This is a genomic window from Rhodothermus marinus, from assembly GCF_009936275.1.
Taxonomy (GTDB): domain Bacteria; phylum Bacteroidota; class Rhodothermia; order Rhodothermales; family Rhodothermaceae; genus Rhodothermus; species Rhodothermus marinus_A.
On sequence record NZ_AP019797.1, the window covers coordinates 589,671 to 609,501 of the forward strand.

The 19,831-nt window shown below is 64.5% G+C and carries 13 protein-coding genes; 5 read left to right on the top strand and 8 right to left on the bottom strand.

Features of this window, described 5'->3' with window-relative positions; translation table 11 throughout:
- Nucleotides 1-99 precede the first annotated feature (99 nt).
- Nucleotides 100-1,458 carry an amylo-alpha-1,6-glucosidase gene (locus tag GYH26_RS02665; RefSeq protein ID WP_161540381.1) on the top strand — a complete coding sequence of 453 codons (1,359 nt, stop codon included), beginning with the start codon at nucleotides 100-102 and terminating at the stop codon, nucleotides 1,456-1,458.
- Nucleotides 1,459-1,518: 60 nt separating this feature from the next.
- Nucleotides 1,519-4,485 carry an intein-containing RctB family protein gene (locus tag GYH26_RS02670; RefSeq protein ID WP_161540382.1) on the top strand — a complete coding sequence of 989 codons (2,967 nt, stop codon included), beginning with the start codon at nucleotides 1,519-1,521 and terminating at the stop codon, nucleotides 4,483-4,485.
- 363 nt (nucleotides 4,486-4,848) lie between these two features.
- Here the strand turns inward: GYH26_RS02670 and GYH26_RS02675 are convergent, their stop codons facing one another.
- From GYH26_RS02675 to GYH26_RS02700, 6 genes are all read right to left on the bottom strand, one after another.
- Nucleotides 4,849-5,658 carry a DUF5683 domain-containing protein gene (locus GYH26_RS02675; RefSeq protein WP_161540383.1) on the bottom strand — a complete coding sequence of 270 codons (810 nt, stop codon included), beginning with the start codon at nucleotides 5,656-5,658 and terminating at the stop codon, nucleotides 4,849-4,851.
- Nucleotides 5,659-5,662: 4 nt separating this feature from the next.
- A complete protein-coding gene (locus GYH26_RS02680) occupies nucleotides 5,663-6,955 on the bottom strand; it encodes a Kelch repeat-containing protein (RefSeq protein WP_161540384.1) in 1,293 nt (430 codons plus the stop codon).
- Between the two features lie 107 nt (nucleotides 6,956-7,062).
- Nucleotides 7,063-8,775, bottom strand: a complete 1,713-nt coding sequence (locus tag GYH26_RS02685) for a serine/threonine-protein kinase (RefSeq protein ID WP_161540385.1) — start codon at nucleotides 8,773-8,775, stop codon at nucleotides 7,063-7,065.
- Nucleotides 8,754-10,241, bottom strand: a complete 1,488-nt coding sequence (locus tag GYH26_RS02690) for a sigma-54 interaction domain-containing protein (protein ID WP_161540386.1) — start codon at nucleotides 10,239-10,241, stop codon at nucleotides 8,754-8,756. Before GYH26_RS02690 ends, GYH26_RS02685 begins: the two co-directional genes overlap by 22 nt.
- Nucleotides 10,238-11,257 carry a carboxypeptidase-like regulatory domain-containing protein gene (locus GYH26_RS02695; RefSeq protein ID WP_161540387.1) on the bottom strand — a complete coding sequence of 340 codons (1,020 nt, stop codon included), beginning with the start codon at nucleotides 11,255-11,257 and terminating at the stop codon, nucleotides 10,238-10,240. Before GYH26_RS02695 ends, GYH26_RS02690 begins: the two co-directional genes overlap by 4 nt.
- A 4-nt stretch (nucleotides 11,258-11,261) precedes the next feature.
- Nucleotides 11,262-11,882, bottom strand: a complete 621-nt coding sequence (locus tag GYH26_RS02700) for a hypothetical protein (protein WP_161540388.1) — start codon at nucleotides 11,880-11,882, stop codon at nucleotides 11,262-11,264.
- 18 nt (nucleotides 11,883-11,900) lie between these two features.
- Between GYH26_RS02700 and GYH26_RS02705 the strand changes: the two genes are divergently transcribed.
- Complete coding sequence (locus tag GYH26_RS02705) at nucleotides 11,901-13,193, top strand: PQQ-dependent sugar dehydrogenase (protein ID WP_161540389.1); 1,293 nt, start codon at nucleotides 11,901-11,903, stop codon at nucleotides 13,191-13,193.
- On the opposite strand, the gene GYH26_RS02710 is transcribed toward GYH26_RS02705, so the two are convergent.
- Both GYH26_RS02710 and GYH26_RS02715 read right to left on the bottom strand, forming a co-directional pair.
- Nucleotides 13,178-14,647 carry a sensor histidine kinase gene (locus GYH26_RS02710; RefSeq protein ID WP_161540390.1) on the bottom strand — a complete coding sequence of 490 codons (1,470 nt, stop codon included), beginning with the start codon at nucleotides 14,645-14,647 and terminating at the stop codon, nucleotides 13,178-13,180. The two genes, GYH26_RS02705 and GYH26_RS02710, sit on opposite strands and share 16 nt — an antisense overlap.
- Before the next feature lie 3 nt (nucleotides 14,648-14,650).
- Nucleotides 14,651-15,337, bottom strand: coding sequence for a response regulator transcription factor (locus tag GYH26_RS02715; RefSeq protein WP_161540391.1), 687 nt, complete (start codon nucleotides 15,335-15,337; stop codon nucleotides 14,651-14,653).
- A 163-nt stretch (nucleotides 15,338-15,500) separates the two neighbouring features.
- Here GYH26_RS02715 and GYH26_RS02720 point away from each other — a divergent pair, with 163 nt between their 5' ends.
- Together GYH26_RS02720 and GYH26_RS02725 are read left to right on the top strand one after the other, a co-directional pair.
- The gene (locus GYH26_RS02720; protein WP_161540392.1) at nucleotides 15,501-16,682 is read left to right on the top strand and encodes an efflux RND transporter periplasmic adaptor subunit; all 1,182 of its coding nucleotides are present in this window, start codon (nucleotides 15,501-15,503) and stop codon (nucleotides 16,680-16,682) included.
- A 3-nt stretch (nucleotides 16,683-16,685) separates the two neighbouring features.
- Nucleotides 16,686-19,829 (top strand): efflux RND transporter permease subunit, encoded by a 3,144-nt coding sequence (locus GYH26_RS02725; RefSeq protein ID WP_161540393.1) that lies wholly within the window; start codon nucleotides 16,686-16,688, stop codon nucleotides 19,827-19,829.
- The last annotated feature ends 2 nt before the right edge of the window (nucleotides 19,830-19,831 follow it).

Here is a 19,831-nt window from a genome sequence, read left to right on the forward strand (position 1 = left end):
TTCGAACCAATGGTGAAGTTGTTTTGCGCCTTGTTAAGCTTTGGTGAAAACATCCGATAACCTATCCTGCACATACCGGAGCAGTTTACGTCGTAATCTATGGGTACAGCCACGGCCTTGGAGGAACAGGCGCGTCAGATTCTGGAAGCCAACTGGACAGGTCGTTTCACGAAACCGGCGCCGCGCCTGTATCCGCATCAGTGGTCCTGGGATGCCGCCTTCATCGCGCTGGGGTGGATGCACGAGGATCAGGAACGGGCGCAGCAGGAGTTGCGGCATCTGTTCCGGGCGCAATGGAAGAACGGGCTGGTGCCGCACATCGTGTTTCACCGAGGGACACGCGGGTATTTCCCGGGGCCCGGTGTCTGGGAAACGCACCGTAGCCCGGACGCACCAGTCCGGATCGCCACCTCCGGAATCGTACAGCCGCCCGTGCATGCTACGGCCGCCTGGGCCATCTATCAGCAGGCACGTGACCGAAGCGCGGCGCGGGCTTTTCTGGAGGAGCTGTTTCCGAAGCTGGCGGCCTGGCATGACTACCTGTTCCGGGAGCGGGACTACTACGGCGAGGGGCTGGTCTACATCCGGCATCCGTGGGAATCAGGCATGGACAATGCGCCGCTGTGGGATGGAATTGCCCAGCGGATGCATCTGAATCCGGGCGACCGTCCGCGCTACCGCCGTGTGGATACGACGCTGGTGGCCGAGGCCGATCGCCCGACAAGTGCCGAGTACGACCGCTATCTGTACCTGGTGCGACTGTTTGCCGAGGCCGGCTATGACGAGGCGCGTATCCGGGAGGCGTGTCCGTTTCTGGTGCAGGATGTGCTCTTCAACACGCTGCTCTGCCAGGCCGAGCAGGATCTGGCCGAAATCGCCGCGGAGCTGGGCGAAGATCCCGAGCCGTTCTGCCAACGAGCCCGTCGCGTAGCCGAGGCCGTCAACCGAAAGCTCTGGGACGATCGGCGGGCACTGTATTTCGACTACGATCTGGTGCTGGATCGACCGATCTGGGTGCGCATGGCCGCCTGTTTTACGCCGCTGTTTGCCGGCATCCCGGACGGGCTGCAGGCCGCCCGGCTGGTCAGCCACCTGGAAGCATCGGGCTTTTTCAACTGGGACGGATCCTATTACTCCGTGCCGAGCTACGATCCCAACGGACTGGGTTTTTCGCCGGTGCAGTACTGGCGGGGACCGGTCTGGATCAACATCAACTGGTTGCTGATTGAAGGGCTGGCCCGCTACGGCTATACCGAGCACGCCGCGCATCTCTGTCGCACCGTCCGGCTGCTCGTCGAACGCAACGGCTTCTACGAGTACTACCATCCGTACACGGGCGAAGGGCACGGCTCGGAGCAGTTTTCCTGGACGGCCGCGCTGGTGCTGGACCTGCTGGCACGCCGGCCCGAATGGATGCAGTGGGGCGTGCGCTCGACGCGTCGGCGCGCCGTGGCCTGAACGGAATCTCCGCCTGGCTGTTAAAAAAGGACGCATCAATCGTCCGAAGGGAAAACAGCCATGGCGGAATTGCGCTTTGTCAAGATCCACGACTATCTCTGGGAGATTCCCAAGACGGGCGGCATGCGGGTGCCCGCCCGCATCTACGCCAGCGAGAAGATCCTGCGTGAACTGAAGGAAGACCAGGCGCCTCAGCAGGCCGTCAACGTGGCGCACCTGCCGGGCATCGTCAAGTACTCGCTGGCCATGCCCGACATCCACTGGGGCTACGGCTTTCCCATCGGCGGCGTGGCCGCGTTCGATCTGGACGAAGGGGTGATTTCGCCCGGCGGTGTAGGCTACGATATCAACTGCCTTACCGGCGAGGCGCGGGTGCTTCATGCCCATGGCTACTATCGCACGATCGCCGAAATCGTTGAGGCCGACACGAACGATCCGCTCTGCAGCTATCGGTTTGCGGTGCGTCGGCCCGAGTCGGCCCGGATCATTTATCGTTTCGGGGAAACGCCGCGTACGCGCGTCTGGCGCGTCTGGACCCGGAGCGGCGACAGCGTGGAGGCTACCGAAGACCATCCGTTCTGGACGCCACAGGGAATGGTGCCGCTGCGGGAGCTGCGTCCCGGCGATCGGGTGGCGTTCTGTCCCTTCGAAGGCGTGCCCTACGAGGCGCCGTCATCCGAGACCATTCTGAGTCCCGAGGCTTTCTGCGAAGCGCTGCGGCAGTGGGGCATTCCTGATCGCGGCCAGCGTTACCGGCAGCTCGTGCGCTATCTGACGCGTCGTGGTCTGCTGCCGCTGCGCTACGATTCGCCTGCGCTACCGCTACTCTGCAAGCTGCTGGGCTATCTTCTGGGCGATGGCACCTGCTACCGGGAGCGCAACGGCCGTATCCGACTGGTTGCCTACGGCCGCGCGGAAGATCTGGAAACGATGCGGCGCGATCTGGAGGCACTGGGAATCCGTGCGGCCCGAGTGTACCGGCGTCGCCGTCGGCATCGGGTGCAGACGGTTTACCGCACCTATGCCTTCGAGCGTGAAGAGGTCAGCCTGCATATCACCAGCCGGGCATTTGCCCTGCTGCTGGTCGCGCTGGGCATGCCAATCGGCGACCGAACCGCTCAGGACTTCGAGGCGCCGGCCTGGTTGGAGCGGGCGCCTCGCTGGCAGAAACGCCTGTTTCTGGCCGGACTGTTCGGGGCCGAGCTTTCGATGCCGCGGCTCATGAGCGGGCATGCGCGCACGTTTGCGGCTCCGGTGCTGACGCTGACCAAGCGGGCGCCGTTTGCCGAAAGCGGCCGCCGTTTTCTGGAGACGCTGGCGCGCTGGGCGGCCGCGCTGGGCGTGCGCACGCAGGCCATCGAAGCCCGCCGTGAGCTGCTTGCTACCGGCGAGCGCGTGCGCTGGCAGTGGCGGCTGGCATCCGATCCGGCCAGCCTGCGGGCACTCTGGGGCCGCATCGGCTACGAGTACAATCTGCGGCGGCAGCACGAAGCCGCCTGCGCGCTGCAGTACGTCAAGTACAAAGAACAGGTGGTGCGGCAGCGCCAGGAGGCGGTGCGGCTGCTGCGTCGCTGGAAGACGGCCGGCGTGTCGGTCGGAGAAGCGACGGGGCGGCTGGCCGACCAGGGCATCAACCGGCGCTTTGTCGAACGCACCTATTACGAGCAGCGTAGCGGCGCGCCTCGCATCGGCGATGCGGTGTGCAGCTATGCGGCATTTCGTCGGGAGCGGCAGGACGGCCAGGAGCCCCTGGGCTGCGTCTGGGAAGAGATTGTGCGCATCGAGCCGGTGGAGCGTCCCGACCTCCGGGTGTACGACCTGACCGTCGATCATCCCGATCACAACTTCGTTGCCAACGGCTTTGTGGTCTCCAACTGCGGGGTGCGGTTGCTGGCCAGCCGACTGACCTACGAGGAGGTCGAGCCGCATCTGGAACGTCTTGTTGAGATTCTCTTCCGGCGCGTGCCCACCGGCGTAGGGGCCTCGGGTGCGCTCAAAGTTTCGAAGCAGGAGCTGCGGCGCGTGGCCGTCGAAGGCGCGCACTGGGCCGTGCGCCATGGATTCGGTTCGGAAGTCGATCTGGAGTTCATCGAAGAAAACGGGCGCATCGAAGGGGCCGATCCGGCGGCCGTCTCGGAGCGTGCCTACGAGCGGGGCGCGGACCAGCTCGGCACGCTGGGTTCGGGCAACCACTTCCTGGAGGTCGGCTACGTGGCGCAGATCTTCGACGACGAGGCGGCGCGGATCCTGGGGCTGTTTCCGGGGCAGGTGACCGTCATCATCCACACCGGCTCGCGCGGCTTCGGCTACCAGATCTGCGACGATTATCTGGCCGTCATGGACCGCGCGCTGGCCAAGTACCATATCCGGTTGCCGGATCGCCAGCTCGCCTGCGCACCGCTGCGCTCGCCGGAAGGCCAGCAGTACCTGGCCGCCATGCGCTGCGGGATCAACTTCGCCTTCGCCAACCGCCAGATCATCGCGCACAACACGCGCGAGGCGTTCGCCGAGGCGCTGGGCATGCGCGAAGAGGACATCGGGCTGCGAACGGTCTACGAAGTGGCACACAACATCGCCAAGATCGAAGAGCACACGATCGACGGCGAGCGGCGGCGCGTGTGCGTCCACCGCAAAGGCGCGACGCGGGCTTTCCCGTCGGGCCATCCCCAGATTCCGGCGGCCTACCGGAGCATCGGCCAGCCCGTGCTGATTCCGGGCGACATGGGACGCTACTCCTACGTGCTGGTCGGCACCGAGCAGGCCATGCAGGAGACGTTCGGCAGCACGTGCCATGGGGCCGGTCGCCAGCTCAGCCGGACGAAGGCCAAGAAAGTGGCCAGTGGCCGCCACGTGGCCGAGGAGTTGCGCGCCCGGGGCATCATCGTGCGGGGCGCCAGCATCCGCACGATCAACGAGGAAATTCCCGAGGCCTATAAAGACGTGGCCGAGGTGGTCGAGGTGTGCCATCGGGCGGGTATCTCCCGCAAGGTGGCGCAGCTCCGGCCGATCGGCTGCATCAAGGGATAAGGATAAAAATTCGAAAGGGGATCCCGGCGCGGGATCCCCTTTCGCGTGCTCCCTCATCCCGGCTTCCGGCGCGGGACGGGTCGATCACCCCCCTTGCGTTGCAGAGACACAAAGAACATGCCGGTCCGCACACAGGAAAAAATACCCGGTAATATGGGATCGCTGATGTACCGGTGCATGAGGGGGCCACACCCCGTGTGGCGGACGTGATCCGGCGGGTACGACGGGGCGGACACAGGGGTTTGCCCCTACGGGATAGGGAAAACGTCAGGGATCTGGTAGGGGCACACCGCCGTGTGCGCCCGTGCTTTCTCGGGAGCGATGTGCATATCGCGGACCGCTCCCGTGCAAAACGTGCACGCCTCAGAAGTGCCAGCGCATTTCCAGCCCGGCTCCGGTGCCCGACACGTAGGGGCGCACGACCGGCGAGGCAGTCGGGGCAACGGGTTGCAGCAGGGCGTCCAGGTAGCTGTAGGCCCACACGGCCGCCAGACCCATGAGCAACCCGTTGCGGGCTTTGAACCAACGGTTGGCCGTGCGGTAGCGGCGCTCGATGCGGGCGGGGTCGGTTTCGCCACGGTAGCGGTCGTAGGCGCGTGTGTACTGCAGATGGGCGGTCAGGCTCGCGCCGAGCAACAGGCCCCAGCTTCCGGTCAGGATCCAGCCCTTCAGGTGCTGGCCTTTGTAATGCTGCCCCCAGCCGGGCAGCAGCAGCGAGCGCAGCGCCGCCTCCGGGCGCGGATCGGGCTGAATCACGTAGCGAATGGTGGCCTCCGAGGAGGCCGTGACCGGAAGCGCTGATTGCATTTCCTGACGAATCTGCTCGAAGAAGTCCCGGACTTTGGGCGAGGCCAGCACCGGGTCGAGCTGAAGCTCGGAATTCAGCGAAAGAGCGGCCTCGAAGTGGCGTCGGGCTTCGGTGGTTTCGTTGCGCGACATGGCCACCAGCGCCAGCACCGTATGCAGTTCGACGAGCTGGTCCGGCGTGAAGTGTTGATAATCGTTCAGCGCATTCCGGGCCAGACTGTCGGCCTGCTCGTAATCCAGCGCCTGGTAGGCCCGCCAGACGGCCTGCAGGAGCTGCTCCGGCGTACGGACGGGCTGGGCCAGGGCGGTTATCCCGAGCAGGATCCCCGGCAGGATCGGCAGGCAGCGGCGTACGACCCGGCACATGCGCTCAGCGAATCCGAATCAACAGGTGTTCCCGGTGGTAGGGCCCCTGCGTGAGGCGTACCAGGTAAACGCCAGCCGGCACCGGATGTCCCGCCGCATCGGTGCCGTTCCAGGAAAGCACGTGGCGGCCGGGCGGTAGCGGCCGATCCAGCAGCCGCGCGATCGGGCGTCCCAGCAGATCGTACACGACCAGCTGCACCGGGGCGTCGGGCCGTCGGGCACTGACGCTCAGCGTGAAAGTGACCTGTTCGCGGAAAGGATGGGGCGTGGGCGGTGCCAGACCGAAGTCGGCGGGCAGTGTCGGAGATTCACGAGGCGTCAGGATGGAAGCGGAGGCCGCTTCGGCCGAGTCCAGCGGATGGCCTTCGGGTTGATCCAGCCCCCCGAAGACAAAAACTGTGTCGTTGTACGAGGCGGCCGCAAAGCTGAAACGTGCCTGTTGCAGGCCGGGCAGGTCGCGGAATTCCGGGCTTCCTGAGTTAAACTGCAGGGCATAGACGTTTGCCAGCGGCGTGCCCCGGGCGCCGCCCAGTCCTCCGAGCAGAAGAATCTGATCACGATAGGTCAGCGCAGCTCCGGCCCACCACTCCTGCGGCAGCGCGATCGTCAGGGGGACCACCTCGTTGGTGGCCGGGCGATAGCGCTGGATCAGCGTGACCGGAATGTTGCTGCTGAGCCCGCCGATCACATAGACGTCCTCGCCCAGAAGCGCGGCGGCCGTGAATGCAACGGCCTGCGGCAGCCGGGCCACCGTCTCCCACCGGTCCTGTTGCGGGTCATACACTTCGATCGTACTGAGCGGCGTCGGCTGTCGATTCAGTCGATCGTTGAAAAATTGCGCTTCGCGCGACAGCCCCCCGATCGCGTAAATCTGACCTTTGAACACGACGGCCGCCAGTCCGTAGCGGGCTTCTTCAAGAGAGGCCACTTCTTTCCAGCCACTTTCCGGATCAAAGACGAGCACGTCGTCGGTTGCCTCAGCATGGGCCAACGTGTCGCCTTCCAGCCCACCGATCAGGTAGAGGCGGTCTTCCAGCACGACGGCGGCAGCATACGCGCGGGGCTCGTCCAGCTGGGGCACCTCATAGATCCAGACGCCGCGTGCCGGGTCGTAGACTTCGACGGTAGTCAGGAGGGCATCGTTTTCACCGATGCCGCCGATGACGTAGAGGTAGCCGTCCAGCTCGGCAGCGGCGGCCGCATAACGTGGCGTGGGCATGGGGGGCAGTTCGTGCCAGACCTGCGCGTGCAGCGGCAGGGCAATCAGCAGCAGACTGCAGAGCGTTAGCAGACGCATGACGCAGAGGTTTCCTGTGCAGCCCGGTAACGGCGGCTGCGCAGGCTTTGCACGACGGTTGCGACAATTTTTTAGCAGATCCAGCATGTAAATGTTTGGTCAAACAATTAGCGTTCCGGTTGTCGTCGCCGCAGCAGATCGATTCGGAGCGTCTGTTCTGTGCCGGCCTGAAGCTGGATCAGTGTGTCGCGGGTGCCCAGCTCCGGATGCACCAGCCGGAGGCGGTGCAGGCCCGGTGCCAGAATGAATGGTCGCTGCTGAGGCGGGACGACATCGTAGTAGCGGTTGTCGATGTACACATGGGCCCACGGATGAACCTCCAGCCACAGACGGGCTACTTGCATCCACAGCGAAACGGCCACCAGGGTGTCCTGGCCGGGGCGGAGCGTCAGCGTCAGCCGGTAGGGGGGGAATTCCGGATTGCGCACATGCAGCGTGTAGCTTCCGGGAAGCAGCGTCAGCGGAGCATCCAGCGGGGTGGTGCCCAGCGAGTCGAGGCCGTCCGGGCGTTCCAGCAACACATAGGCCCAGGGCGTGACTTCCAGCCGGAGCCGGGCCGGGCGAGGAGGCGTCCGGGACGGAGGAGCTGCGACCGAGGCCGAAGCGTGGGATGCACCTGCGGGCGTTTGGGTGAATTCAGATGATCGATCCGTGGTCGAGTTGAGAGCAGGCCGGGAGTGGGGGACGGTTGTGTCCGTCGCCGGGTGCGATTCGGCATCCGGTGTTGGTTGCTCCGGCGTTGTAGTCAGCGATTCGTCTTCCGGCGCAGTGCGGACGGAAGCGGCCCGAGAGGAGGGCGCCGTACTTTCCCTTCTGACAGACAGGCGCTCCCAGAACAGAAACCCCAGCCCGAGCAGCAGGGCGACGGCAACGGCGGTGGCCGGCAACCACCGACGACGACGCCGCGCAGGAGGTGGAGCGGGCGGTTCGGGTTGCGCCGTCGGGACCGGAGTGCGCGGAAAGGCCGTTGGATCTTCCACATAGGCCGCCAGGTCTTCGGCCGTGGCGTGCAGTTCGGGCCGACGACGCAGTGCCGCCAGGTCCTGCAGCAGCGCGGCGGCATCGGGATAGCGCGTCTCCGGACGTTTGGCCAGCAGCCGGGCGCACAGGGCCACCACGTCGTCCGGCACGGCCGCCAGGTTGCGCAGGCGTGGAATGGGATCGTGATGCAGCACCGCGTCGAAGATTTCACCGGGCGTCTCGCCTGGAAAAGCCGGGGTGCCCGTCAGCATTTCGAAGAGCGTGGCACCCAGGGCGAACAGGTCGGCGGCCGGCCCGGGCGCTTCGCCCAGCACCTGCTCGGGCGCCAGGTAGCCGGGCGTGCCGCGCACTTCGCCGTCGCCGCACGCAAGCAGCGAGGCCATGCCGAAGTCGGTCAATTTGACCTGGCCTTCGAGCGAGATCAGGATATTGGCAGGCTTGAGATCGCGGTGCAGCACGCCCTTCTCGTGGGCGGCCTTCAGGCCGCGGGCCACCTCGGCCGCGATGTACAGTGCCAGCGCCGGGGGCAGCGGCCCATGCGCCAGCAGCTCGCGCAGCGAAACGCCCTCGACGAATTCCGTGGCGAAGTAGACGTGCGGCCCTTCGCGGCCGAAGGCATAGACGGCTACCACGTTCGGATGCTGAACGCGCGCCGCCAGCCGGGCTTCTTCCTCGAAGCGCTGCACGAAGGTCTCATCTTCGGCCAGTTCCGGTCGCAGAATTTTCAGCAGCACGAAGCGGTCCAGCGACGCCTGATAGGCTTTGTAGACGGTGGCCGTGGGGCCCGAGGCCAGCTCCGCAAAGGGCTGCAGGTCGCCTATGCGTTCTGGACGTCCCATTCCTTCAGCTTGTAGTGCAGCCAGCGACGCGATACGCCCAGCACGCGCGCCGTTTCCGAAATGTTGCCGCCGTGCCGTTTCAGCGTGTGCAGCACCACGCGACGCTCGACTTCCTTCAGCGGCAGGTCGGGCTCGAAGGGATCGGCCCCGTCCGTGTCGGGCAGGCGCAGGTCTTCCGGCGTGATCAGCTCGCCCCGCGCCAGCACGACGGCCCGCTCGATCGTGTTTTCCAGCTCGCGGACGTTGCCCGGCCAGTGATAGCGTTCCAGCAGCTCCAGCGCCTCCGGCGTGAAGCCCTTGATGTGCGCGCGTTTTTTGACAGCGTATTTGTCCAGAAAGTGATGGGCCAGCAGCGGGATGTCGCCGCGCCGATGCCGCAGCGGCGGTACCGTGATCTGAATCGTATTGAGGCGGTAGTAAAGGTCTTCGCGGAATTTGCCCTGCTGGACCAGTTCGCGCAGCGGCTTGTTCGTGGCCGAGATGACCCGGACGTCCACCTTGCGCACCTGGGTGTCGCCCACGCGTCGGATCTCGCCTTCCTGCAGCACGCGCAGCAGGGCCGTCTGCATGCGCGGGCTCAGGTCACCCACTTCATCCAGGAAGACCGTGCCGCCGTCGGCCACTTCGAAAAGGCCTTTTTTGTCGGACAGGGCTCCGGTGAAGGCGCCTTTTTTGTGGCCGAAGAGTTCGCTTTCCAGCAGCTCGTCGGGCAGCGAGCCGCAGAAGACCACCACGAACGGTTTATCCTTGCGCTCGCTGTTGTAGTGGATGGCGCGGGCAATGAGTTCTTTGCCGGTGCCGCTTTCGCCTTCGATGAGCACGGTGGCGTCGGTATCGAGCACGCGGGCCATGGTGTCGAATACCTCACGCATGGCCGGGCTCTGGCCGACGATTTCGTCGAAGCCGTGCAGGCGCTGGATTTCGCTGCGCAGCCGTCGGTTTTCTTCGCGCAGGGCCTGGTAGAGCTGAGCGTTTTCGATGGCGATGGCCGCCTGGTGGGCGAAGGCTTCCAGAAACGGCAGGTTGTCGCGGGTGAAGCGACCACGCTGGGAGAGGCTGTCGAGGTAGATGGCGCCGATCAGTCGCTCCTTGATGCGCAGCGGCACGCAGGCGATCGACTGAATGCGTTGCAGGACGATGCTTTCGGCCTTCCCGTAGCGTTCGTCCTGCTGCGCTTCATAGACGAGCACGGGCTCGCCCTGGCGCAGGACTTCGCGCACGACGCTGGTCGAAATCCGGACCAGTTCGCCCAGTTGCTGCTCGGTAAAATTGCGCTGGCTCCGGATGGCGAACCCTTCGGGGTGCTGGGGCGCCTTCAGCAGAATGAAGCCGCGCTCGGCTTCGAGTGTCTCCATGGCGATCTCCAGCACCTTTTCCAGCACGGCCTCCGGATCCCGGAGCGTGTTGATCGTCTGGGCGATTTCTACCAGCGCATCCAGCGACGTCCGCGGGGGCGAAACACTCATGGCACCTGAAATCCTGCTTCTTTGGAGCGACTGCGGTTACCGAAAATATCGACCACAGAAACCGTCCAGTAATATACGCCGGGCATCAGCGGTTGCGGCACGCGTACCGAATCGCGCGTCGAAGCCAGTCCTTCGAGCGTCAGGATCGGGATGTCCAGATCGGCTTCGCGCCGCACCAGGTCGATGCGGTAGGTGAAGGTGAAGGGCAGACTCATCGGCTCCCAGCGTAGCACGGGGCGAGTGGTGTCGACGGCGGCCAGTCCGCGCGGATCGAGCGCGACGGGCACGGCCTCGATCACACGGGCGAGCTGGAAGGCCGGGGTGTAGACCGTGTCGCCCGTGCGGTCGCGGGCGCCCAGGTACAGTGCGTAGCCCAGCAGGTTGTGCAGCGAGCCGCCTGGCAGCTCCTGCTGAAGCAATGCTTTGAAAAAGCGACCGGCCGGCTGCGTGGCCTCGAGCGTGTCGGCAAAGCCCAGCGCGGGAATCTTCAGCCACACGCGCACGACGTCGCGCACGTCGTCGGGGTCGGTGACGGTGGCTTCGACTTCGAGGCGGTACAGGTCGGTGGCCGGCCACCAGCGGCTGATATGTACGGTGACGGCCGTGTAGTCGGTGAAGCGGGGCAGGGCGTTCATGCGGACGGTGACCGATTGGGTCTGGCCGGCCGCGATCGAGACGGCGAGCGTGTCCTGCAGCGCCCGGAAACCCGTGGCCTGTGCCACCAGGCGGTAGTCGCCGGATGGCAGTTCGTCGAAGGCGAAGCGTCCGTTCGGACCGGTGTAGGCCAGGCGCCCGCCCTGCAGCGAGTCGGCGGCGGGCAACAGGCGCACGGCTACGCCCGCCAGCGGCGGGTAGGGCGGATACAGCCGGGTAACCACCCCTTCCAGGCGTCCCAGCGGCTCGTAGCGATCCGACCGTGGATCCAGCGGATTGTCCCGGGGCAGATCACCCAGGCAGCCAGCCCACAGCAGCGGACCGAGCAGCACGATCAGCCAGCGTTTCCAGAGCCCCGACATCGCTTCAGGACGTGCGCCCGACTTCACGCGTCAGGATACGAATCGGGCGGGGATAGGACAAGGGACCCAGCGGCGTTTCGATGAACGGCCGCGCTTCGAGGCTGACGCGCTTCGTGACCCCTTCGGTGCCGGCCAGCGCCAGGGCCAGCTCGACAAGATCCTGCAGGTTCTTTTCGAAGAAGTCCAGCAGGTCCAGTTCGAAATCCAGCGGGATTTCCTGCGGTTCGCCGGGCGGCAGTCGGTAGGTCTGGTCCAGCGTGCCGCTGAGCGTGGGATGGTCGTCCAGCAGCAGCGTCCATTCCAGCCGCTCCAGGCGGGCGGTTACCGGGTTGTCGGCCGGATTTTCGGCGATGAGGTGTAGCCGGAAGCGTAGCGGCAGGGTGCCCCGGGCCAGCGCCTGGCTTATTCGGAGCGTCTGCTCCAGCGTCAGGTCTTCGTAGCTGCGCACATGGTCCAGCTCGACGCCGGCCAGGTTGACGTCCGAGACGCGGTCGATGTAGAAATCGACCTGGCGCAGCGCCTGCCACGCGCGCAGCGTGCGGCATTGCCAGTTCAACACGACGACGGCCGCCAGGAGCGCGATCTTCAGGACCGTTTTGTATATTGGAGCACGTCGAATGGACATAAGCCGAACGGTTTGGAAATGAAAAGCAGTCGAAAGATCGTTGCGCAATGGCTCCTGGTATTGCTGCTGGCCGGATGTAACGGCATAAACAGCCGGCCGGTTCAGCAGAGTCTGGCCTGCGACCCGGATAACGGCGGCATCACGCTCCCTGAAGGCTTCTGTGCGCTGGTGGTGGCCGACAACGTCGGCCGCGCCCGCCACATCGTGGTGCGCGACAACGGCGACATCTACGTGGCGCTGATGCGCCTGCAGAACGGCCACGGCATTGCCGCGCTGCGCGACACGAGCGGCGACGGCCGGGCCGACATTGTGGCCTACTTCGGGGACGTGCCCGGTACCGGGATCGACATCCGGGACGGCTACCTGTACTTTGCGCCCGATACGGCCCTGTTGCGTTATCGGCTTGTCGAGGGCGAGCTGCTCCCGCAGGAGCCGCCTGAACTGGTGGTGGGAGGATTGCCCGAACGCGGCCAGCACGCGGCCAAGACGTTCGCCTTCGACGAGGCCGGCTACGTGTACATCAACATCGGGGCGCCCTCGAACGCCTGTCAGTCGCGCGACCGTCAGCGGGGCGTGCCGGGCATGGATCCGTGTCCGCTGCTGGAGCGCTACGGGGGTATCTGGCGCTTCCGGACCGACGTGCTCGGTCAACGTCAGGACGACGGCCTGCGCTACGCCACAGGTATCCGCAACGCAGTGGCCATCGCCTGGAATCCGTTCGCCGACGCGCTCTACGTCGTGCAGCACGGCCGCGACCAGCTCGATACGCTCTGGCCCGAGTACTTCGACGCCGAGGACAACGCCAACCTCCCGGCCGAGGAGTTCTTCCGCGTGGACGAAGGGGACGACTTTGGCTGGCCTTACTGCTACTACGATCCGATTCAGAACAAAAAGGTGCTGGCGCCCGAGTATGGTGGCGACGGCCAGACCGTCGGGCGCTGCGATCAGTTTGAAGATCCGATCGTGGCCTATCCGGCCCACTGGGCGCCCAACGACCTGATCTTCTACGACGGCACGCAGTTTCCCGAGCGCTATCGGGGCGGCGCCTTCATTGCCTTCCACGGCTCCTGGAACCGCGCGCCGCTCCCGCAGGCCGGCTACAACGTGGTCTTCCAGCCCATGAATGCGGACGGCACGCCGGCCGGCGACTGGGAAGTGTTTGCCGACGGTTTTGCTGGTACCGACCAGATCCGGAGCACGGGCGACGCGAAGCACCGGCCGATGGGGCTGGCCGTAGGGCCCGACGGCTCGCTTTACATCTCCGATTCGGTCCGCGGCCGCATCTGGCGGGTGATCTATCGGGGAAGCTGAGCCATTGGTGTGGGTTCGGAAGCCGTTACCGACAGCGCAGGTAGCGCAATGCGCACCGTGGTGCCCTGACCGGGTTCTGAGGTGATCTCCAGCGTGCCCTGGTGTAGGGCTACAATGCGGGCTACAAGGGCCAGGCCCAGACCGTGCCCTTCGATGCCGGGGGCGGTCTGGGGGGCGCGGTAGAAGCGTTCGGTGACGTGTGGCAACGCCTCGTGGGGAATACCGATGCCGGTGTCGCGGACTTCGAAAAGTATGTGGTTGCCCGTGGCGCGCACTACTACGTCAATCTGTCCTTGCGGGGTATACTTGACGGCGTTGTCCAGCACGTTTCGGACAACCTCCTGCAGAAGGGTTTCGACGCCATAAAGCCGGGCGTCTGGTGCCAGCGATGCCGTCAGCGTAACACCGCGGGTGCGGGCGCGCGTTGCAAAAAGCTCCTGTTCGCGGGCGGCCAGCTCGGAGAAGTCCACCGGGGCAAATGGAAAGGCCGCCTCAGGCTGGTCCAGACGACTCAGCAGCAGCAGGTGCTGGACCAGTCTCGTCATCTGCTCGGTCTGATCGAGGATCTGGCGCAGGGTGGTGCGGTAGCTATCCGTCGAGCGTGGGCGTCGCAGGGCCAGCTCCGCCTGACCGTGGAGGATGGCCAGTGGCGTTTTCAGCTCGTGGGCTGCGTTGGCCGTAAAGCGCCGGAGTTCATCGAAAGCCCGGTGCAGACGATGGAGCAGCGCGTTCAGCGTGGCCAGCAGCTGGGCGGTCTCCCGGTCCAGCGGAGACGTCAGGCGGATGGGTTCGTGGAGGCTTTCAGGCGAAAGGGCGGCCGTCGCCCGGGTCAGTTCGTGCAAAGGCCGCAGCACGCGTCGGCCACTGACGGCCAGCAGCGTCAGAATCAATCCCGAAAGCAGCACCCAGCTTACAAAAAGGCCAAGGGCAAGCTGACGATAAAGCGCCACAAAGCCGGGTTCGAAGCGGGCCAGTTGGATAGCGCCCAGATAGCGTCCGGCTGGATCGTGTAAGGGAAACACCAGATAATAGAGGCGATATTCGCCCACCTGGAACGTCTGGAGTGGCTTCCAGAACGGTTCCTGCTGCACCGGGGCGTGCAGGAGCACTTCGGGATAGCGGTCCGAAAGGAGTCGTATGTTGGTCGACTGGCGGATCAGGTGTCCTCTGGCATCGAAGACCTGCAGAAAATAAGGATCCACGTGCCGTTCCAGCAGCCGATGGTGCGGTTCGTCCCAGTAATAGGCGTCGACGTCCAGATGGTCGTCGCGGACAATGCGGCTGGCGACCAGTTGGATTTCGTTGCGTAGCGGGAGCCGTGCCAGTTCGTTGATCCACCCGTAGGCCGCCAGCCAGGCCAGCAGACCCAGCAGGGCCAGAGCGGCGATCAGGGTACCACCGCTCTGCACAAGCAGCCTGTTCAGAAAGGATGGATGGCGGGAAGATGGAGGCATGGTTCACCCTTCGGCCGGTTCATAGCGGTAACCGACGCCCCGGACCGTTGCAATGTAGCCCGGGCAGCCTGCTTCCTGCAATTTGCGGCGCAGGTAGCTGATATACACTTCGAGCAGGCTGGTGCCGTGGTCGAAGTCGTGGCCCCACACTTCGCGGTAGATCTGCAGCCGCGAAATCGCCCGACGGGGGTGTTGCATCAGGTAGGCCAGCAGATCGAATTCGCGCGGCGTAAGGGAAAGCGGGCGTTCGCCACAGGTAGCGGTGCGGGCGTTCAGGTCGAGCGTGAGCGGACCGTCGCGTAGCAGGTGGCGGGTGGGCTGGCGCTTGCTTCGGCGCAGCAGGGCTTCGATCCGGGCCAGCAGTTCTTCGAAGGCGAACGGTTTGGACAGATAGTCGTCGGCACCGGCCCGTAGCCCGCGCACGCGATTTTCGACATCGTCGAGGGCCGTCAGCATCAGAACAGGTAGATCCGGCCAGCGCTGGCGTACCTGGCGGCACACTTCTACGCCATCCATGCCCGGCAGCCGCACGTCCAGCACCAGCAAGGCCGGCTCCAGATGCTCCAGTCGCGCCAGCGCTTCTTCGCCGGTGAGTACCCACTCGACCGTGTACCCTTCTTCTTCCAGCCCCTGACGCAACAGGGCCGCCATGGCGATCTCGTCTTCCACCAGTAAAATCGGACGAGGCATTGCGTCCGGGTTTTTTGGGCATTTATACGCCAAGAGCTGACTCCGGACCTGTTCCGGCCAAACTTTTAAAGGAAGGCTCAGCAGGTTTTAAGCCTTTTCTAAGAACTGCACCGGGTGTTTCGGCGATTGTGGAGCAAGAAACCCGGGGAGGACTTCGAAAGCAATGAGCCGTATTACGCTGACGATCCTGGTGCTGCTGGGCCTGAGTGCCTGTCGCAGGGCGCCCATCGAGGCGCTGCTTCCGGAAGCGATCGGTGTGCCTCCTTCCCTTCAGGCGGATTCCGCTTCGGCAAAGTATCGGATGGTGCGTCTGGACTCGGCTCAGCAGCGCAGGTTGCAGGTGCAGGTGGTCCCGGTGCGCCATGAGCGCGCTACGTACACCGTCAGCATTCCCGGCGAAGTCTATCCGGCCCCAGGTCTGATGGCCCAGGTTTCCACGCCGATTGAGGGCCGGGTGGCCCATCTGAACGTTCATGAAGGCGAACCGGTACGACGCGGGCAGGTGCTGCTGGAACTGGAAAGTCTGGCGTTTGCCGAGCTGATCTCGGACTTTTTGCAGGCGCAGGCCGAGGAGGCCTATCTGGCCCGGCAGGTAGCTCGCCTCCGGCAGCTGGTGACCGAGCAGCTTACGCCGCAGAGCACGCTTGATCAGACCGAGGCCGATTATCTGCGCGCCCAGGCGCGCCGTCAGGCGGCTGAAGTACGTCTGCGGGCGCTCGGAGTTACGCCCGAAGTTGCCCGGGCGCTGGGGCAACAGGAGCGCCCCCTGCTTCCCCTGCGGGCGCCCATCGACGGGTACGTGGACCAGCATCAGGTAGAGCTGGGACAGGCCGTCAGCGCCAATCAGACGCTGATGACGATCGTCGATCCATCGCGGGTGCACATCCGAGGATTTCTGGCCCCGGATGATGCGCTGGGCCTGCAACCAGGCGATTCCGTTCGGCTGGTGCTTCAGGTGCCCGATTCGCTAACGCTGGGGGCTCGGGTTCACACGATTAATCCGGCGCTGGATCCCGAAAATCGGGCCGTGGTGGTCAACATTCTGGCCAGCACCCATCAGGGATGGCCGCGGCCCGGGCAGAACGTCCGGCTATGGATCCGATTGCGTACGCCTCGTCCGGTTTACGTCGTACCCCTTGCAGCCCTGACCTACGACGGCCAGCAGGCCATCGTCTTTGTGCAACAGGCTCCCGATACCTACGAGGTGCGTCCCGTGACCGTCTGGCGCACCGATGCCGCCCAGGCGCTGCTGCTCGATGGCGTCCGCGAAGGCGAACGCGTGGTCGTTCATCCGGTCTTCAGTCTGAAGGCGCTGATGCGTTACAGCGAATTTGCCGAAGAGTGAGCCATGCTGCATCGTCTGATTGATTTCAGCCTCCGGCAACGCTTTGTCGCGCTGAGCCTGGTGGCCCTGATGGCCTTCGGCGGGATCGTGGCCCTTGAGCGCATTCCGATCAACTCGCTTCCCGACGTTACGCCCGTTCAGGTGCTCATCATCACCAAGGCCGGTCGCTATTCGCCGTACGACGTCGAACAGCTGGTCAGCTTCCCGATCGAAACGGCCATGACCGGCCTACCGCGGGTCAAAGAAGTGCGCTCGATCAGCCAGTTCGGTCTGTCGGCCGTCACGGTCGAATTCGAAGAAGGCACCGACATTTACTTTGCCCGACAGCTCGTGGCCCAGCGTCTGCAGGATGTACGGGACCAGCTCCCCCCCGACGTCTCGTCGCCTCAACTGGGACCCATCTCGACGGCGCTCGGCGAGATCTACCAGTATGTGGTGCGAGGCGATGGCTATTCGCTCACCGAGCTGCGCGAAATTCAGGACTGGATCATCGCGCCGCAGCTCCGTGCGGTACCCGGCGTGACCGAAGTCAACAGCTTTGGCGGTTTCGTCAAGCAGTACGAGGTGATTGTCGATCCGGAGCAACTCCGGGCGCTGCGGTTGAGCCTGCGCGACATCATCGATGCCATCGAACGCAACAACAGCGTCTCGGGCGGCAATTACCTGGAGCACAACCAGGAACAGTACATCATTCGCGGGTTCGGACAGATTCGCTCGACGGACGATCTGGAGCGCATCATCGTGGCACGTCGGGGCGAGCGACCCATCTATCTACGCGACGTGGCCACCGTACGTCTGGGACGGCAGATCCGACAGGGGGCCGTCACGCAGGATGGGAAGGGCGAGGTCGTCACCGGTATCGTCATGATGCTTCGGGGCGAGAACGGCCGCGAAGTCATCCGTCGCGTCGAAGAAAAAATCAGGGAAATCAATCCACGCCTGCCCCCCGGCGTTCGCATCGAGAAATTCTATGACCAGTCGGATCTGATCGCGCGCACCACGGGCACGATCAAGGAAAACCTGCTGGAAGGGGGCTTTCTGGTGATCGCCGTGCTGCTGCTGTTGCTGGGCGAGATCAAAGGCGCGCTCATTGTGGCCTCGGTCATCCCACTTTCGATGCTGTTTGCTTTTATCGGCATGCGCGCCTTCGGGCTGGCGGCCAATCTGATGAGCCTGGGAGCCATCGACTTCGGGATGATTGTCGATGGCTCGGTCGTGATGGTCGAGCACATGGTACATCGGCTCGAGGCAGACCGAAGCGGCCGCAGCCGACTGGCGCTGTTGCGTCAGGCCGCGCACGAAGTCGCCCGCCCCATCTTTTTCGGCGTGCTCATCATCCTGATGGTGTATGTGCCAATCGCCACGTTTCGGGGTATGGAGGGCATTCTCTATCGTCCGATGGCGATTACGGTGGCGTCGGCCGTGTTCGGCTCGCTCTTGCTGGCGCTGGTCTATGTGCCGGCCATCGCTACTCTGGTTTTTCGCCGGGGCGTTCGGGTACGTCGTAACTATCTGATGGACTGGTTGCGGCCGCGTTATCGGCGCTTCCTGGAAAAGAGCCTGGAACGGCGCAAGACGACCCTGGCCGTTGCCCTGCTGGTATTCGGCGCAGCGCTGGCGCTCCTGCCGTTTCTGGGCACGGAGTTTCTGCCGGAACTGGACGAGGGGTCGATCCTGATCGAAGAAGTACGGATGCCGAGCGTCACGCTGGAGACCTCGGTGGAAAATGCCAACTGGCTGGCCGGACAGCTCATCCGACACATCCCGGAAATTCAAACCGTCGTGCCCAAAACAGGCCGTAGCGATCTGGCCAACGACTGGATGGGCGTGCATCAGACGGACGTATGGATCATACTCAAGCCACGCGAACAGTGGCGGCCGGGTATGACCAAAGAAAAGATCATCGAGCAGATCCGGCCATTTCTCGAAACCGAGCCCGGTCTGGCTTACAACTTCACGCAGCCCATCGCAATGCGCGTCGACGAGCTGACCTCAGGGGTCAAAAGCGATATTGCAGTCAAACTCTACGGCGAAAACCTCGACACGCTGGCGGCGGTGGCGGCGCGCATCGCCCGACTGCTTCCGGACCTGCCCGGCACCGACAACTTCTACGTGGAAAAATTCGCCGGTCAGCCGTATGTGAACATCGAAATCGATCGCGAAGCCATTGCGGCCTTCGGCCTGAACGTCGAGGACGTGCAGCAGGTGATCGAGGCCGGATTGGGCGGTGCGCCGGCCGGACAGGTCTTCGAAGGGCAGCGGCGGTTCGATATCGTCGTGCGCTTTCCCGAAGCGTACCGAAATAACTTCGAGGCCATCATGGAGGCACCGGTGACGCTGCCGGGGGGCGGCACCATTCCGCTACGCCGGGTGGCGCACATCCGGGCCGAAGAGGGACCCCGGGAGATCGCTCGCGAAAACGGCTGGCGCCGGCTCGTGGTGGGCATCAATATCAAGGGCATAGACATCGGGACCTATGTGTCGAACCTGCAGCGGGCCATTGAGACGCAGGTCAAGCTGCCGCCCGGCGTCTTTCTGGAGTACGGCGGAACCTTCGAAAATCAGCAGCGCGCCATGCGTCACCTGTATGTGGCGGTTCCGCTGGCTTTGCTCATCATCATCGGGTTGCTCTATTTGATGTTCGGTGAGATGCGCTATCCGTTAATGATTCTCTCGGTGTTGCCGCTGGCGCTGGCCGGAGGAGTGTTTGCGCTGTGGTTGCGCGGCATGTACCTGTCGATCTCGGCGGCCGTCGGCTTCATTGCCCTCTTCGGGGTGGCGGTGCTCAACGGTGTGGTGATGATCGCGCACCTGAACGCGCTTCGGCGTCAGGGACTGTCGGTGCGTGAGGCGGTGTTGCAGGGGGCCACCGACCGGCTACGGCCGGTGTTGATGACCGCACTGGTGGCCAGCCTGGGCTTTGTGCCCATGGCCTTCAATACGGGGCCGGGCTCCGAAGTGCAGCGGCCGCTGGCCACCGTGGTGATCGGTGGGCTCATTACGGCCACACTGCTCACGCTACGCGTGCTGCCCACCATCTACGACTGGCTCGAGCGAGACGACCGGCCGCCTCGTGGTCCCGAACCGGAGTGGGAGGAAGATGGACAGATGGCGGCCTCTGTGTCGGCTGCAACTGCTCAGACGTAACC